The 16950-nt window shown below is 40.1% G+C and carries 12 protein-coding genes; 10 read left to right on the top strand and 2 right to left on the bottom strand.

All coding sequences use genetic code 11. From position 1 onward, the window contains the following. The first annotated feature begins 829 nt into the window (after positions 1–829). The 10 genes from ACFOUY_RS13580 (at position 830) to ACFOUY_RS13535 (ending at position 13814) form a co-directional block, all read left to right on the top strand. Positions 830–2965, top strand: a complete 2136-nt coding sequence (locus ACFOUY_RS13580; protein WP_378961366.1) for a TonB-dependent receptor domain-containing protein — start codon at positions 830–832, stop codon at positions 2963–2965. Positions 2966–2967: 2 nt separating this feature from the next. After that, entirely contained in the window at positions 2968–4161 is a 1194-nt protein-coding gene (locus ACFOUY_RS13575; protein ID WP_378961365.1) for a hypothetical protein, read from the top strand. A 78-nt stretch (positions 4162–4239) separates the two neighbouring features. Then, positions 4240–4941 carry an ABC transporter ATP-binding protein gene (locus ACFOUY_RS13570; protein WP_378961364.1) on the top strand — a complete coding sequence of 234 codons (702 nt, stop codon included), beginning with the start codon at positions 4240–4242 and terminating at the stop codon, positions 4939–4941. 3 nt (positions 4942–4944) lie between these two features. After that, positions 4945–7380, top strand: a complete 2436-nt coding sequence (locus tag ACFOUY_RS13565; RefSeq protein ID WP_378961363.1) for an outer membrane beta-barrel protein — start codon at positions 4945–4947, stop codon at positions 7378–7380. Between the two features lie 283 nt (positions 7381–7663). Continuing rightward, a complete protein-coding gene (locus tag ACFOUY_RS13560; protein WP_378961362.1) occupies positions 7664–8134 on the top strand; it encodes a glycine-rich domain-containing protein in 471 nt (156 codons plus the stop codon). After that, on the top strand, positions 8135–9067 hold the full coding sequence (locus ACFOUY_RS13555; RefSeq protein ID WP_378961361.1) for a hypothetical protein: 933 nt from the start codon (positions 8135–8137) through the stop codon (positions 9065–9067). 1 nt (position 9068) lies between these two features. Then, on the top strand, positions 9069–10496 hold the full coding sequence (locus tag ACFOUY_RS13550; protein ID WP_378961360.1) for a DUF3526 domain-containing protein: 1428 nt from the start codon (positions 9069–9071) through the stop codon (positions 10494–10496). Next, on the top strand, positions 10497–11921 hold the full coding sequence (locus ACFOUY_RS13545) for a DUF3526 domain-containing protein (RefSeq protein WP_378961359.1): 1425 nt from the start codon (positions 10497–10499) through the stop codon (positions 11919–11921). 5 nt (positions 11922–11926) lie between these two features. After that, positions 11927–13264, top strand: a complete 1338-nt coding sequence (locus ACFOUY_RS13540) for an MATE family efflux transporter (protein ID WP_378961358.1) — start codon at positions 11927–11929, stop codon at positions 13262–13264. An 82-nt stretch (positions 13265–13346) separates the two neighbouring features. After that, positions 13347–13814 (top strand): Fur family transcriptional regulator, encoded by a 468-nt coding sequence (locus ACFOUY_RS13535; RefSeq protein ID WP_378961357.1) that lies wholly within the window; start codon positions 13347–13349, stop codon positions 13812–13814. 415 nt (positions 13815–14229) lie between these two features. Here the strand turns inward: ACFOUY_RS13535 and ACFOUY_RS13530 are convergent, their stop codons facing one another. Both ACFOUY_RS13530 and ACFOUY_RS13525 read right to left on the bottom strand, forming a co-directional pair. Further along, a complete protein-coding gene (locus ACFOUY_RS13530) occupies positions 14230–15240 on the bottom strand; it encodes an ATP-binding protein (protein ID WP_378961356.1) in 1011 nt (336 codons plus the stop codon). A 619-nt stretch (positions 15241–15859) separates the two neighbouring features. Next, complete coding sequence (locus ACFOUY_RS13525) at positions 15860–16948, bottom strand: efflux RND transporter periplasmic adaptor subunit (protein ID WP_378961355.1); 1089 nt, start codon at positions 16946–16948, stop codon at positions 15860–15862. Positions 16949–16950 lie beyond the last annotated feature (2 nt).

The raw sequence follows: 16950 nt of genomic DNA, 5'->3' as shown, positions 1-16950 counted from the left end.
TTAACCCTTCAGGTAGTATTAAAGATAGTATTGAAGTGTCCAAAATAATAATGTTGTACAAAATTAAATAAACTTCTCAACTCCCCAACTTTTTTGCTTGATCCTCACTTATCTATCAGATAAACAATAGATTAGGCATAAAAAAAACCGGAGCTAAGTTTCTTAAAAACTTGAACTCCGGTAACGTACTCCAAACCTTTGAGCCCACGAACCAATTTTTAGACGATCTGAAACGCATAGCCACTCTGTTTGATGATTAAGGGCAATCTGAAATATCTAACCTGTTTTGAATTGAACCGTGTTGGACTTCTTAGGACAGGGTGGCATATCTTTTAAATTTAATAATAAAAAATTTTGATTCTGACAATATTTAACGCAACTTTGATGCATTATGTCAGGAGTAGACCTTTTTTATAGCAAAAATGTGCTTTTAGCAATAATCGCATGGCTATTAATGTCCGTTTTTCTTGCTATACCGATGGTCCAGTTATTGCACAAACACAAATTCCACACCGAATTTTCTAGAACATCAAAAGAACATATTAAAATTTCTTCTCATTCTAAATGTGAAATTTGCGATTACCTATCGCATACATTAAAAAAGCAAGCGTTTTACGCTTCTGCTGTCGAATCAGCTATACTCGCCACGAAATATATTCTGCGCAAAAGCTTTTTTGCATGCACAATATTCAAACAATGCATACAGGCTTTTACCAATAAAGGCCCCCCTCTCTTGTCATAAATCTCAACTTCTAAAAGGCATGTAAACCGTTAATCTATTAATGGTCTGCCTAAACCCGCTGATTTTTACGAAAACCCATTATCGTTAATGAAACGAATATGCATAGGTTTTTTCTTGTTTTTGCCGTGCTTAGCATTAGCTCAAAATACAAGAGATAGCCTTATTAAAAGAACCGACACAGTGCGATCACTGCAAGAGGTTACGGTCAACACGAGTATTTTAAAACAGTTAAAACAAGCCGCTGGCAATCTCACTGTCGTGGATGCAAAGCCGTTTTACCGATCAAACATTACCGCAGTGCAGCTCTTAAAGCAGACCGCAGGTATAAAGGTTAAACAGGACGGCGGCTACGGTTCGAGAGTTGAATTCTTTGTTAATGGGAGCACCGGAAAGCAATTAAAATTCTTTTTGGATGGTATGCCCATTGATAATTTGGGTGAAGCAACTAGTATTAATACGATTCCCGTTGAATTAATTGAACGCATTGAGATCTACAAGGGCGTTTTGCCAATTGAGTTGGGCGCTGATGCACTTGGGGGTGCTATTAATATTGTAAGCAGGACAGAAAGAAGAAATTACATAGATGCCTCCTATGCCTTTGGTTCTTTTGGTACGCATCGCGCCAGCCTATTGGGTAGGACTGTTCTTGGCAATAAACTTTATATGAGTTTACAAGCAACAGGGGGATATGCCAAAAACAATTATGAGATCGATGCAGAGGTTCCAGACCAATTTTACACGCCGGTTCTAACTAAGGTGCGCCGCTTCCACGACCGGTTTAAGAATGTTCTTTTAAAAGGAGAAATAGGACTGGAAAATACTTCCTGGGCTGATCATCTATCTCTGGGATTAAATTTCAGTGCGCTGGATCGTCAGTTGCAAAATAATTTAACGATGACCCAACCTTATGGTAGGGCTTTTTATCAGGAAAATCTATACAGTGCACAGTTAAAGTATAGAAAACGGTTAAAAAATGGTTGGTCGCTTGCCAGCCAGATCACATTGAATCGAAGTTTATCCAACAATGTCGACACATCCGGTAATGTATACGTTTGGGACGGCAGTGTATTCGATAGAAGATTAAAGCCCGATGAAGCTGAAATGGGAGAAGCTAAATTTTTGCGGGCTACAACAAATCTTTCCAATCATAGGATACAGTTAGCCTGGGGGCCTAATGATAATTTCAAGCTTGCATTCGCCAATACTATACAGTACTTCCACCGAATAGGAAAAGACACTTTGGCTCTTAACGCAAATGATGGCCTGGATTATTATGCGCAGCCGGCAACGATGTTAAAGAATGTAAGCGGTATAAGTATAGAACAGGCTTTATTGAACCAAAAGCTTATCATATCTACGGCCTTAAAGAATATATATGCTAAGATGAAAAGTCATGAACTGGTTGAAACAGCACTGGTACCAAGAGCGCAAAATATAAATAACCTGGGCTATAACCTCGCGGTCACCTTTGCTGTTTCCCAAAGAATTCTACTTAAAAGTTCTTATGAAAATGCACTTAGATTGCCCGATGTAGAAGAATCCTTTGGCAATCTGATGCTGATCAGACCCAATGCTAACCTGCGCCCGGAGAAAAGCCACAATATAAACATCAATGCGCTGTATACCTCTTCAAATTTTAATGTAGAAGTGGCGGGTTTTAATAGGATAATTTCTAATCTCATTTATCTTCAAACTGATACAAGGGGTGCGGGCACCAGTCAAAATATCAGTAATGCCCATATTTCCGGGGCCGAACTGACCTTTAGCGGCAGGTTATATAAGCAACTGCAATTTACGCTTAATGGGACCTATCAGGATATACGAAACAAGGGCATGATCAACGCTGCCGATGATAACCAGCGCTATGTAGATGCCCGGTTACCAAACATACCTTATCTGCTGGGAAATTTGGGGTTAACCTATCAGATCCAAAATTTTATTACCAAAGGAAAAAGCCTTCAGTTTTGGGCTAATGCAAATTACACACATAGTTATTTCCTTTATTGGGCTGGAGATGGGGATAAAAGTTTAAAAAATATCATTCCTACGCAGTTCGTTCAAAACGTAGGAGTAACGTTTGCACCAAGTGAACGATTGGCCTTTACACTCGAAAGCTTTAACGTAAGCAACCAAAAAACCTACGACAACTTCAATGTCCAATTGCCCGGACGATCATTCAGTTTTAAAACCCGATTTTATTTAACACAAAAACAAACAAATTAAACATGAAAATTAAAAATTTATGCCTTGTGGCCGCTGGCCTGGCATTAGCAATTCAAGGTTGCAAAAAAGACAAGACTCCTGAGACAACACCAGAAGTCGCAAACTATGTACTGAGTGTTACAGGGGGTGTTTCGCCGAACCAGACCAGTTACCTGTTTAGTAGTAAAGACGTGCCTACCGGCGCTGTAGGAACAAGCAATGCACTGGAATCCACGAGTTCGGCCACGATCTATAAGTACGGCAAATACATTTATCAAAACAATTTCGCTGCCCCGGCAACGCTGACCAAATACGGATTTGATGCCAGCGGTAAACCGCAGGCGGCTGGCTCTTTCGCAATTCCTGGCCTTCGGACAATTGGGGCAGTACTTTTTATCAGTGAAACAGAAGCTTACGCCACAGTGGCCAGCTTTGGTGTTACGCCTAAACTGGTGAAATTCAATCCAACAACGATGCAGGTAACAACGACTTTGGATCTTACAGGCCTTAACAAAACCGGTGCTACAGAGGTGTATTATATGGGGCTGGTTCAAAGAGGGAACAATATTTTTATGGGCGTAAATTATCAGGACGCTTCTTTCTCGAATTTAGAGGACAAGGTTTTTGTGGCGGTTATTGACCGCACCACCGACAAATTTGTAAAACTTATTGAAGATAGCAGAAGTAGCCAAATGTGGAACGGTGGAACTGACGCATCTTTCAGTCCAAACTCGTTGATAAAGGACGCAAGTGGGGATATCTACGTAATGGGATATGCAAACAACGGTAAACCCAGCGGTGTGCTGCGAATTAAAAATAACGAAACAGCATTCGATCAAAGCTATTTTTTCAACTTAACAACGACTGCCGGCGGGCCATGTGTCGGATTATTTCATTTTGGACATGATCAGACTTTTACGGTAACTTACACAAGGGCTGCAGCCTATCCATTCGATAGCGGTACTGCTGCCGGACAATACCGCAAAATTAATCTGCAAACCCAAACGGTAAGCGGTAATATTTCTAGTACTCTTCCACTAATAAAGGGCAATAAAGCATTTATGACAAAGTGGGATGATCAGAAAATATATTTCAACGTCGCAGCCGATGCTAGTATCAATTCCATTTATTCTTACCAATTGAGCAATGGCACAGTTAAAAAGGAGTTCGATCTAAGTTCCGGGGCATGTAACGGTTTTGCCAAGTTAGTACAATAAGTAAGCGTGTTAGTTAATTAGTTTAGTTAAGTGGGCTGGCCGCGAAAGTGGCTGCCCACTATTTTAAAACCGGAAAATATGTTAGAAGCAGTAAACCTAAGTAAAACCTATCAGCAACATGAAGCACTTAAACCCTTAAATCTGACGGTTAAGCCGGGAGAGATCTTTTGCCTATTGGGTGCTAATGGCGCTGGCAAATCGACTACTATCAATCTGTTTCTAAATTTTATCGAGCCAACTTCCGGAAAGGCACTGATCAATGGAATTGATGTGGCTTCCAGCCCGTTAGAAACCAAGAAGTTCCTGACTTATATTCCAGAAAATTTGATGCTCTACCCTATGCTTACCGGCGTGGAAAATTTGGATTTTTTTTGTGGTCTTTCCAGCCTTCAGTTTAAAAGAGATGAACTGGCAGTTTACCTAGCCCAAGCAGGCCTGCAAGAGGATTTTTTTAACCAGAGGGTATCAACTTATTCAAAAGGAATGCGCCAAAAGGTAGGGATCGCATTAGCCATTGCTAAAAAAGCACAGGTTTTACTCCTCGATGAACCAACTTCCGGCCTTGATCCAAAGGCTAGTAATGAATTCTCTGAATTGCTAATAAAGATGAAAGAAATTGGAGTTGCCACCTTGATGGCAACACATGACCTTTTTAGGTCAAAGGATACGGGAACTCATATCGGAATCATGAAACAAGGGCAACTACTGGAAAATTTTGAGGCAGCCGATGTGAGTTTTGACAGCCTGGAGAAACTTTACTTACAGCACATGCATAATTAAGTGATGATTGAGATTGAAAATAGAACCATTTTTAAAATGTCCCGCCGGAAAAGAATATTATTTTGGAGCGTTATTTTTTGTTTTACGCTGCCAGTCAGTGGCGCATATGCGCAGCAATTCAGCATCACGGGGAAAGTGAAATCTAAATTGGTAAACCTACCTTTTGCCACTGTAATCATACAGAAATCAACCGACACCAGCTTTAATGTTAAAACATGGACAGATACTGCCGGGACATACCATTTCGATAAGTTAGCACAAGCAACCTACCGAATTAAAGTGACCAGTTTGGGTTACAAGCGGTTTGAAAGTACTGATGTAGTTTTAAATAGCAATAAAACTTTCGATGTTGAGCTTCTTATCGATCAGACGCAGCTTAAAGAGGTGAGTGTAAGTGTTAAAAAGAAGCTATTTGAGACAAACAAAGGCAAACTGATCTTCAACGTACAGAATTCTACCCTTACCTCTGGTCAAACCGCTTTGGATATGCTCAAAAAAGTGCCAGGAGTAACGCTGGGACAAAATGACGAAGTGATTTTTCGTGGCTCTGGCGGCATAAACGTTATGATGAATGGAAGGATGACCTATTTAGCCGGGGCACAACTGGTCAATTTGTTAAAGGGAATGAGCGCTGAGGACATCAGCAGGATTGAGCTTAGCACTACACCAACGGCAGAACTTGATGCGGCCGGAAATGCAGGTGTAATTAATATTGTCTCCAAAAAAAGCCAAAACCTTGGCTATGCAATCGATATCCGCTCGGGCGTTTCAAAAGGCAAGAACTGGATGACAAATCAGAATATTTCAGCTGGTCTAAATACAAAAACACTTCGGTTATATGGTGCATTTGATTTTAATACGCCGCAGACTTTTTCTGATAACAGAAGCAGCAACTCGGTTAACAATAACGGTCAACTGATAAGGTTGGAGCGCAAAAGTGATTTTCTATTTAAATCTAAATATTATACCAAACGCTTTGAAGCCGATTGGAAATTTAACCCGAAACATCAAATCGGTTTGATTTATCATGGCTATCTGGATGATTGGAACGGGAGCAAAAATTCATTTATAGATCAATTCAATAGCCAAAATATGCTTCAATCCCGTATTCTTACCAAGAATACATTAATTGAGCCTTATCACTACGATTCGGGAACCTTTAATTATGGTTATACGATAGATTCATTGGGCAAAAAAATTACTGCTGAGGCGAACTACACATCGTATAGAAATTTTTCTGATGGCCTGATGACCACAAATATTTATGGAAAACAAGGGGATTTTTTGGGTCAAAATCTACTAAAGCAGTACCAGCCTGGTTTTATAAAAATCTTCTCGGCAAAGACCGATGCTGAACTTCCGTTTAAAAAGGTCACCATAAAAATGGGTTTAAAATATGCCGAGGTTTCCAATGACAACCAGTTCAGGTTTGATTCGCTGCAAGGAGGGAATTTTGTAAAAGTGGAAGAGCTTAGCAACCATTTCAAATATAAGGAACGCATTGCCGCAATTTATTCGACTGCCATCAAGAAATTTAATCAAACCAATATAGAAATAGGTATGCGCTTAGAGCATACCAATGCCGATGGTTACACCCTTAAACAAGATATTTCCAACGTATGGCAATACACAAAGCTCTTCCCATCATTAGCAGTAGAACAGGCCATCAACGAAAACAATAAAATAAATTTTTCTTTCAGCAGGCGTATAAACCGGCCATCCTACACAGATCTGAACCCGGTAAAATGGTATAATGATAAATATTTCTATTTTTCGGGGAACCCCAATCTTGTGCCAGAACTGGCCTGGGTTTATGCCTTAACCTATGCTATAAAAGATGAGTACATTTTTTCGGTGGGCTATAATCAGGGCATCAATTTTATCAATAGAAAGCTATCTATAGATGATGATGGGATTGCGATAAGAAGTACGAGTGACAATTTCGGTGAGCGTCGAAGATTTGACTTCACCGCTTCTGTGCCAGTTCATCTTTGCAAGTTTTGGGATGTACAAATGTTTGCAGATCTAAGTCATTCGGCCTATCCCATTTCTATGCGCAATGGCGAAAAGCAATTTAGCCTTTGGTCGCTTACCGCAACAATGCAACAGAATTTTACCTTGCCTAAAAACTTTAAGATCAATCTTGCCGGTTACTACTATAGCGCCGAGGCGTTGGGTATCTACCAGTCAAGGCCAACAGGAAGCATTGATTTTGGAATAAAAAAGTCGATGCTGGCAAAGCGGTTAAATATGCAATTTTCGGTTCGCGATATTTTCAATACTGATCGTTATCAAGCTGCCTCGCAAACGGATATTGTAGATTATAAATATAACGATAAACGTTTTACCAGAATTTTTGGTCTCTCTCTAACCTACCATTTTGGTGGGGAACTGAAAAAATCAGGTACACGCAAAACCGAAGAACAAGAAAGGCTGTAAGTAACAATTTATTAACGCAACAATGCTGCATTAATAAATTAATATGATTATTATTGTAATGTTATTGCAATGACAGGGCAAGCCGAAAACCTGATAGAGTAGGCAATCAAAATCTAAAAATTCAAATATGAAAAATTTAAGTAAAGAGGCATTAATTGCTTCGATCCTTGCAAGCAGAGTTATTAGCGGTAGTACTCACTGTGATACTGGTGGCCACTGTAAAGTAACATTGTAAAAACTATTGGCTTCCGCATTAACCTGCGGAAGCCTTTTTTAATCGACTATGGATCAGCAGCAGCTTAGCAAGATTTTAGCCTACCAGAATGAGGATGTGATCAGCCGGTTTACCGATATGATGGATATTGGGCAGCCCGAGGCGGAAGACATTTTCAATGAAACAAAAAAATTCCTCTACCTGAGCCAAGTGCCGGATATTTTTATTCCAGATGAATTGCTGATCATTGATGAAATGTGGCACAACTTTGTGCTTTTTACAAAAGACTACCATTTGTTCTGCCTTGATAACTTTGGGCGTTTCGTACATCATCAACCGGCTACCTATAAGGAAAAACAGGCCTATAGGGAAAAGAAGCAGATAGATGCAGAAGCGACCACAGCCGAATTTAACCAAAAGCTTGAAACCATGCTTTCTGCCACGTATGACCATTTGGGGCAGGATACCGTAGTGAAATGGTTTGGCACCTATCCCCAGCAATACAGCCCTGAAAACATAAAAAGTATAAGAAAGTATTAAATGAGTATATTCCCAAAACGAGGTTTAAGAGGCACTTCCATTACTATACACTGGAACTTTAATACATCATCAATCAAGGAATCCCATATTTGTCCTTTGGTTCGGATCGGGGTAAAAGATCCTAAAGGAAATATCAGCATGCTGTTCGAGAAGCATGTACTGTCGCTTCCGGCGATTAAAAATTTACCCGAGTCCAGTGATCCGGTCAGACCACTATATCTTAATAAAAACTTTCCCTTATTAGTTGTGGCCGAATACCTGTCAGGAAAATACAGCCGTGAAAAATTGGTTGATATTTTGGAGAATATTCAGGGAGGACGACATTTCTATTTTGTTTACCAGGTACCGGGTGATGCGGCGTTAGGTAAATACACTTTGATCTCCGAAGTAATTAGCGGAGGTGAAGTACGTTACTCAAAAACTGCGGAGGATGATTTTTTTTTCATAGAGGATATAGAAATTTCTAACTGCATAAATGATGGGCAATGTATCCAGGCCACTATTACAAACCACTCGCCGGAACCGGCTCCTGTAAAAGTGGTGGCTTACCATGCCAATGGGGAGCTTTCCCCGACCGACATTGATGCCTACGAATTAAGCGGCAACGAATCAAGGAAAATTACGGTAAAAGCACCCTATGGCTTTGTTTCCTACAACGAGGAACGGGAAATCTTGCCATTGCAAGCTGAACCCAGGATCATTAAAAACCCCTATTATCTTAGTTTGAATAAAGAGGATAAGCGTTATATTTTGTATCGGGATAGTGATAGTTCTTACATATTGGACGAGGAAACAAGAAAAATATGGGATTTCTCGGATGGCCTGGAAGAGCGAAGTACATTAGCTAAAATAGCTAATGTCCAGTTTGAAGAAATGCTAAGCAACCAGTTGATTTATCCAATTGATGAACGCGGTAACATTGTAAAAGATTAATATGGGTATTGTTACGAAGGTTATTAAAAAAGAATTTTTGAGCGCATTCCGGGATCGTCAGGTTACTTTTGCACTCGTCATTATTATATCCCTTTTTACGTTGGGCGGCATTGGTGGTTTTTTAAATTATGGACATCAAAAAAAACAGATAGAAATTCTAAAGAAAGAAAAGCGCGACCAGTGGCTGGGACAGGGAAATAAGCATCCGCATATTGCAGCGCATTATGGTACTTTTGTTTTTAAGCCCAAAACCGGCCTAAGCTTTTTTGATTTTGGACTTGATGCCTACACCGGTTCCTCGATTTATCTAGAGGCACACTATCAGCACGAGTTTATGTTCAGGCAGGCGCAGGATTTTGGCGCTATGATCCGCTTTGGTGAGTTATCCATCGCCCTGATATTACAGCTCCTTGTGCCGCTGCTTATCATTTTTCTGTGTTTCTCGGCGTTTGTTACCGAACGGGAAAATGGAACTTTAAGAATTTTGGCCAGTCAGGGCGTATCAATGACCACCGTCGCATGGGGCAAAATTCTAGCCTACTTTTCTCTTGTTTCAGGACTTCTATTATTAACCTTTGCAATTTTATTTGGCTTGGTATTTATGAGCCCACAATTTAGCCTTACGGCTGATACTTTGGCCAGGATCGGGGTTATTGCCCTGGCTTATCTAGCTTATTTTTTTGTATTTATTTGTTTATCGGTAGTTATCTCGTACCGATCCAAATATGCCCGTAACGCTTTACTTTCTTTGTTGGTAGTTTGGATACTCTTTACCATCATCGTTCCAAAAACAACGGCAAATTTTGCCAGTAACCTATACAAATTGCCATCACTGGCGATCTATGAAAAGTCGATCGCCGATGACATCAGCAGCAAGATCCTAAGAAACCCTACCCAGGATACTTTGATCACCAATTTTCGCGATAGGCTGCTTAAAAAATACCAGGTGAATGACGTCAATAAACTTCCCCTAAATTTTGAGGGAGCTTATGCCCAGGTGTATGAAGAGTTTGGCAACAAGATCCACGATGTACATTCTGACAGCCTTTTACATAAAATTCAAGCCCAAAACAGATTAAGTACGTTTATGGGCTTCATTGATCCTTTTCTGGCGGTAAGAAACCTATCAATGACAATGGCATCTACAGACTTTAACGGCTATACCGATTTTCAGAAAAAAGCAGAAGATTACAGGCGGTACCTGGTCAAGCAGATGAATGCCGACTATAGGGATCATTCCCACACTGGAGAGTTTTATGAATATAAGGCAGATAAAACATTATGGGGTTCCATTCACGATTTCCGCTATACTGTTCCTGATTTGAAAATATCAATCGGTCAATTATTAAAGGAGATTTTCGCTTTACTGATCTGGGTAATTATTTCAGTAATAGTGGTCAATAAAATTACTAAAAAAACTATACTGTAAATGTCCTTGCTTACACACATATTTAAGTACGAATGGCTGAACTTTATCCGCAATAGATTTCAATTGACAATGCTTGTCGTTGTGTTTCTATTGGGTTGTTACAGCATCTACTACGGTCATCAGGAGATGGAAAAACAGCGCGCCGCCATAGCTGTAGTCATAAAACAGGCGCAGCAGGAAAGGCAAGATCAGATTAAAGGCTTTTTTGCAGATACCACTTCTGTTGACGGCAAAAAAGCATGGCAACGCAGTACAGTGACCCGATTTGCCTGGAACAAGCAATTTTACGCTACTGCTTTTGAGCCGGGCGGCTTCGCATCAATGGCAACCGGGCAGAGAGACCTGCAGCCCTACTACTATAAGCTAACGGCAATGAGCATTTTTTACCAGCTTTTCCAAAATGAAATAGCAAATCCGCAAAAGTTGGCCGTTGGCAACTTTGATCTATCATTTTTGTTCGTTTATATATTCCCTTTGCTGATCATTGCTTTGTGCTATAGTGTGCTTTCGGGGGACAAAGACAGGGGATTGATCAATTTGCTAAAATCGCAATCCTGCGCTTTACATCATGTCGTGCTCTTCCGCCTGTTATTCTATTTTTTAATAGTTGTGGGACTGGCATCGGGTCTATGCGTAATAAGTTTTGTTGCAAATCATTTAGAGCCTACTGGCCAGCTAATATTGATGTTGAGCTGGATAGGCATTGTTTTCGCATACCTCATGTTTTGGTTTGCAGCATTGTTTTTATTGATATCATTTAACAAAACTTCCACGTTTAACGCAATGGTAGGGATTTCCATTTGGCTATTGTTGCTGATTGCATTGCCTGCATCGCTTAACATAGCTATAAGCGTTACTAAACCGCTTAATAGTGCTGTACTATCGGGTATTAGCAGAAGGACGGGCGTTATTAATGAAGAGAACGATGAAAATCAAAAAAAGGTTGTTCGTGAATATCTTCTGCAACATCCCGAGCTGAATTTCAAAGGTCTTTTCGACCAGAATTTAAGCGCTAAGGGTTTTGCGGCTTATACCGAACTCAACGATCAGAAATCGGCCAAATTGGTTGAACAATTTCAGCGACGCATTATAGAACGGGAACGATCAGCAAGGCTGTTTGACCCTATAAATCCGGCAGTGAGTACACAGGCAATGTTAGATCATATTGCCGGTGTAGATCTATTGGCATTTCAATATTTTTACGCAGAGGTTAAGAGCTTCCACGGGAGTTTGGTTGCTTTTTACTATCCCAAACTTTTTTCAGATAAGAACCTTACCCTTACAGATTTAAAAACAGCGCCCCGATTTACTTTTAGCCCGCGTCAGATTGATAAGGGATTTTTGCTCCGGGGTTTTGGCTTAATGCTCATAGGCGTTTCTGTTTTACTTTTATTAGGCCTAAAAAACATTAAATCTAAAACCTAACATTCATGGCTGGCAAAGAAGAGATATTGAAGGATAACATCTGGAAGCTGATGTTAAACATGTCTTTGCCTGGAATTGGGGGCATGTTGGTGATTTCGCTAAATTCTTTTGTGGATGCGATGTTTGCTGGTCGGTATATCGGTTCTGACGCCCTTGCAGGAATTTCACTTTGTATTCCTTTGTTGGTTGTCAACTCGGCTGTGACGGGATTTATTTCTTCCGGATCATCAAATATATTAAGTAGAGCTATTGGCAGCAAAGATGAAACCGTATTTAGAAATCTATTTGCTTATACACTGGCGTTTTCGTTGGTAGCTTCTGTAGTACTGGGTGTATTGGGTTACCTTTTTTCTACACCACTGCTCCAATTAATGGGCGCAACGGGTGAAATCCTGAAAGAGGCGGGCACATATTACCGCCTGATGATGGCCGGTTGTTTTACCAGTATTTTTGGCTTGGGCATTTCATCTCTGATCAGAGCGGAAGGGAGAATGAAATATGCAATGTCAATAACTACATTCGCCGTCATCCTTAATATTATCTTAAATGCCATTTTGGTGATCTATCTAAGATGGGGAGTAAAAGGATCGGCAATTGCCACTGTAGCCTCTATGGGTATTTTTACTTTATTAACGCTAAGGTATTTTGTAAAAGAGGATAGTTACGTAAAGCTTAATTTTAAAAAACTGGCTTATCTTCCAAATATGATCTCGGATATAGCTAACGTTGGTTTATCGGCCTTGGTAATGCAACTGAATAATTTCTTACGTCAGGTTTTTCTATTCAAAACGGTAACCTGGTATAATGGCGCAATTGACACGGCTTTTTTTTCTGCGGTATTTCGTATTTTTTCTTTTTCGGTTATACCTATTTTTGGCATGTTACAGGCTATGCAGCCAATTGTTGGAATCAACTTCGGCGCCGGAAATTTGGAACGCAGCATCCGTGCGTTAAATTATTTCAGACTGGCAACTATTGGGATGATGTTGATTGCACTCATACCACTTCAAATTTTCTCCGGGGAAATTTTATCCTTACTATTACCTGAAATGAATTTTTCGGCACAAGATATTATGCGCTTTAGGTTGCTGATGTGCATCCTACCTATTGCCCCGATTGCCTCTACAGCAGTCGTATTCATGCTGGCAACCAAACGGGGCAAAGTGACCACTTATCTGGCATTGGGCCGGGAGCTGTTGTTATTTTGCCCATTGATGCTATTGCTTCCTTTCCTATTTGGTGCAAGCGGTATCTATTACGGGCTTTTTTTAGAAAATATCATTTATATGATTGTCGTCATTCTCGTATTAAAAATTCAAGTTAAAAAGCTGCTTTTTTTCTGATCACAAAGCTTGTGTAGAAGATCAAAAGTTGGCAACTGTGTAATATTTGCTGTTAAGTCAGGATATTCCTACTTTTGGGCTTATGAATATAGGCGATGAGCATTATGGTAAGTTACTCGACAAATACAACTTAAAAAAAACCAAAACACGACTAAGCGTGCTGGAAATTTTAGATAGTTCAGAAACAGCGGTATCACAGCCAATTCTAGAAAAAACACTTGGCAAGGATACTGATCGGGTTACCTTGTATCGTGTATTGAAGTCATTCGAGGACAAATGCATAATCCATAAGATCATTGATAAGAACGGCACTTCGTTTTACGCGCTATGCGATTCAATCGATCATCTTCATCAGGATCACGAGATGCACGTACATTTTAATTGTGTGGTTTGCCTGAAAGTTTACTGTGTAGACGATTTAAAGCTACCGCATATGCCACTTCCAAAGGGATTTACGGAGTCTTCCAAGAGCTTGGTCATATATGGTACTTGCGAGGTATGTAATAAGGCGGCCCTACTATATGCGGGTGATAAAATTTCAGAATCGTAGCTGAATGATTAATGCCTCCTAGGCGCATTATCATGTAGTAATCTTTCAAGATTATTTAAATAATCTTGAAACCGTTATTTTTTTGTCACCAAAAATTTAATAGGATTTAACTGCTTTATATTTATTTCGATATCTTGATCGATCGGGACAAAATCTTGGGTTAGCCCCTTTCATCTTTTTGTGATCTTGTCCGTCTGCTGGCTCCTGGTGAAGTTTGATGTTCACCACCTTGTTTTTTATCAGCCATTCCTTAAACAGAACATTCTGTTTTGTGGTATGATGTATTATAGAACCATCTTTTAATAGCATTGTAAAAGTATCTCTGGCTGCAATGACTTGAATATTTCTGCCGGATGGTAAAATCCGGGGCAAGTATTTTGGTTTTATTATTCATAGGGAGTGTGTAGGGAATGCTTTAAGCCGTAAATTCGATAAAAAAGGTAGTTCCCTCTCCTTCAGTACTTTCAAACCATATCTTACCCCTTAGCCGCTCGATGCAGGTCTTTGCAAAATACAGGCCAAGCCCCGTAGATTTCTCCCCATTGGTTCCGGGACGGGAGGAATGTGTAAACTTGTCAAAAACATGCGCTTGTATGTTCAACGGGATGCCTATTCCGCTGTCACAGATTTTTAGGGTGAAATGCTTGGCAAAGACTAACCTGGATACATGGATCTTGCTGCCCGGATTAGAAAACTTTATTGCATTAGAAGCGATATTGTGTATGGTGCGCTTAAGTTGCAACCTGTCGACAGGGTAAAAAAATGCTTCATTTGGCAGCTCGCTCACCAGTTCTATATTTTTTGGGGAATAGATACCTTTCAGGTAGTCCAGGCATTCCCTGATAAAACCGTTCAGTTCGGTAATTTCTAGCCCAATCTGTTCGCTGTCCTGGCGCTCTATAAATAATAGTTCACTTAGTATGTCCAGGGCGTGAAGGCTAGCTCCTTTGGTCATTTCCAACAGTTCGATATTTTCCGGCTTTTGAAGGTTTTCTTCAAGCATTCCGTTCAGGCCAATAATATTGGAAATCGGGTTGCGTATATCATGGGCAACTTTTTGGAAAACCAGTTTATACCGGTCAAGTTCGCTGATCAGGAACTGGCTTAAGTCAAAGCTGGTGACGACGCCCTCAAATACATCATCTTTGAATACTGGCAGTGCGTCCTTTCCCGAACTGGCCATCAGGTTCAAGGTTTCGTTGATCATAAATTCGGGGGATACTTTAAATTCCCCGAAATTGCAGTCCGCTACTTTACCGTTCGGGTTTTTAAGATAGTCGGTATAGGTAATCAGGCCTACCCGGCTCCTTTTTTCTCCCAGAACAACCAGGTAGTGACCGGGCAGTAAGTTTTTGGCAATAGAAGCCATATCCTCCTTAGAGGATACGGTCAAATAATCTTTTTTTATGATAGGGCTAATGTTCATGCAAACTAATTACTTAAAACAAAATTGGCGAAAGCTACACTTATCTCATAAGAGAGGGGCTGGTATAGCTTGAAAACAGCGAGTATTTTCTCCGCAATCTTCCAACAAACATCTCCCGTTCCGGGAAGGGTTATCGTTTCGGCAAAGCTAGTGAATTTATAGCAGTTCAATTGGCTGATCTGACGGCAATTATGTATAGTGCTCCTATGTTAGGGCTTTGCCTTATATCATCTACAAAAAGGCTTCCAAGCATAGTGAAATGCCTGGCATAATCTTATTGAAGTGTACATATATCCTTTTTGTGGTTGGAATTACGTGTAAAACAGATGTTATAGAGCGAAGTGTTCCAGGAGTCTTTGGCGCTGTAACCTCGAATGGCACGTCGGATGAACTGTTAGATGATTTTTACTAAAAGGAATAAAATCATGAACGCTCGTTTAGAGTGAATAAGCTTGTTCTGCGTTTTTCCTTTTTACGCTCAAACTAATTAATTCGGGCGTAAAAATATATTGGATTTCATTGCTAGTAGTTTTATCAATGCTTATCATATAAAGAGGTGACGACTAATTGAATTCGACGGATTTGATTTTAAAATCAGGTTAATTAAATAAAGAAGTTTTTACTTATCCATCTTCCAATATCCCGTAGAACCCGGTTTTCTTTCATCGGTGGCCCTAACAACTATGGTATCTCCAACTTTTAGATCTCCAAAAACCTCTAGTCCTTTTTCAGTGCTCATTCCCTGTCTCACATCAATCCATTCCGCCTTCCCATTTCTAATGGAAATTACAAATTTGCGTTCCTGATTAGTTGCAATAGCGTTTGGCGCTACAACGAATGAATCCGAGCTGCGCTGCAGATTAAGTTTTACGTATGCAAAACTCCCAGCTTTTAATTCGTTGTTTGGGTTATTAAATTTATATTCCCATAGCTCAGTTCGGTTCTTTGGATCAATTGCACCACTTTTTCGTGCCAACTGAGCAGTAAAGCTCTTATTGGGATTGCTTTCTACCCTAAAATTTACTTCTTTACCGGTGGTTTCGGCAGACATATAAGCTTCGGGAACGGCAACCCTTAACCTCAAAGTACTGGTATTCTGAACGGTAAATATTGGGGAATTTTGGCCTACCAAAGCACCTCTATCTGCACTTCTGGAGGTCACAATTCCACTAAAAGGAGCTCTTATCACCAAATAACCAGCTACTTCATCATAAGATTGAGCTAAACTTTTTGCACTCTGATAGGCCGCACTGTCTGTCAACTTCTGGTTTCTACTTTTCTCCAGATCTATTGGAGCAACAATACCTGCAGTTTTTGCCTGTGAAGCCCTAAGCAGCCTATCATAAACATCTTTACTTGATTGGTACCTAGACTGTGCCGAAGATAGGGCAGATTTGTATTCAGCAGATTTGGTTCCTACCTCTGGGGCATCAATCATAGCCATCACCTGTCCTTTAGTTACTCTATCTCCAATATCCACCCTCATGTCTTTGATATATCCTTCCACTTTTGGGGTTAGATCAGCAGTTTCAAAGGGCAATAATTCAGCAGGTAGTTCGATTGATTTATTTACCGCCGAACTAGATAGGATAAATACAGGCACCGTATCTGTTACCTCAGCTGATGCTGTAGTCGTTGCAGATTTATTTTCTGTACAGGCAGAAAAACACAGTACAACTATTGATAATTTGAAGATTAGCTTTGTCATTT

The sequence above is a fragment of the Pedobacter jamesrossensis genome, assembly GCF_042650905.1.
In the GTDB taxonomy this organism is placed as follows: Bacteria; Bacteroidota; Bacteroidia; order Sphingobacteriales; family Sphingobacteriaceae; genus Pedobacter; species Pedobacter jamesrossensis.
This window is presented reverse-complemented; position numbering and strand designations above follow the sequence as displayed.

What these genes read in the sequence shown, in the direction of transcription:
- ACFOUY_RS13540 (WP_378961358.1), top strand. Translation starts at nt 11,927, where the DNA reads ATGGCTGGCAAAGAAGAGATATTGAAGGATAACATCTGGAAGCTGATG.
- ACFOUY_RS13570 (WP_378961364.1), top strand. Translation starts at nt 4,240, where the DNA reads ATGTTAGAAGCAGTAAACCTAAGTAAAACCTATCAGCAACATGAAGCA.
- ACFOUY_RS13525 (WP_378961355.1), bottom strand. Translation starts at nt 16,948, where the DNA reads ATGACAAAGCTAATCTTCAAATTATCAATAGTTGTACTGTGTTTTTCT.
- ACFOUY_RS13555 (WP_378961361.1), top strand. Translation starts at nt 8,135, where the DNA reads ATGAGTATATTCCCAAAACGAGGTTTAAGAGGCACTTCCATTACTATA.
- ACFOUY_RS13550 (WP_378961360.1), top strand. Translation starts at nt 9,069, where the DNA reads ATGGGTATTGTTACGAAGGTTATTAAAAAAGAATTTTTGAGCGCATTC.
- ACFOUY_RS13530 (WP_378961356.1), bottom strand. Translation starts at nt 15,240, where the DNA reads ATGAACATTAGCCCTATCATAAAAAAAGATTATTTGACCGTATCCTCT.
- ACFOUY_RS13560 (WP_378961362.1), top strand. Translation starts at nt 7,664, where the DNA reads ATGGATCAGCAGCAGCTTAGCAAGATTTTAGCCTACCAGAATGAGGAT.
- ACFOUY_RS13575 (WP_378961365.1), top strand. Translation starts at nt 2,968, where the DNA reads ATGAAAATTAAAAATTTATGCCTTGTGGCCGCTGGCCTGGCATTAGCA.
- ACFOUY_RS13535 (WP_378961357.1), top strand. Translation starts at nt 13,347, where the DNA reads ATGAATATAGGCGATGAGCATTATGGTAAGTTACTCGACAAATACAAC.
- ACFOUY_RS13565 (WP_378961363.1), top strand. Translation starts at nt 4,945, where the DNA reads ATGATTGAGATTGAAAATAGAACCATTTTTAAAATGTCCCGCCGGAAA.
- ACFOUY_RS13545 (WP_378961359.1), top strand. Translation starts at nt 10,497, where the DNA reads ATGTCCTTGCTTACACACATATTTAAGTACGAATGGCTGAACTTTATC.
- ACFOUY_RS13580 (WP_378961366.1), top strand. Translation starts at nt 830, where the DNA reads ATGAAACGAATATGCATAGGTTTTTTCTTGTTTTTGCCGTGCTTAGCA.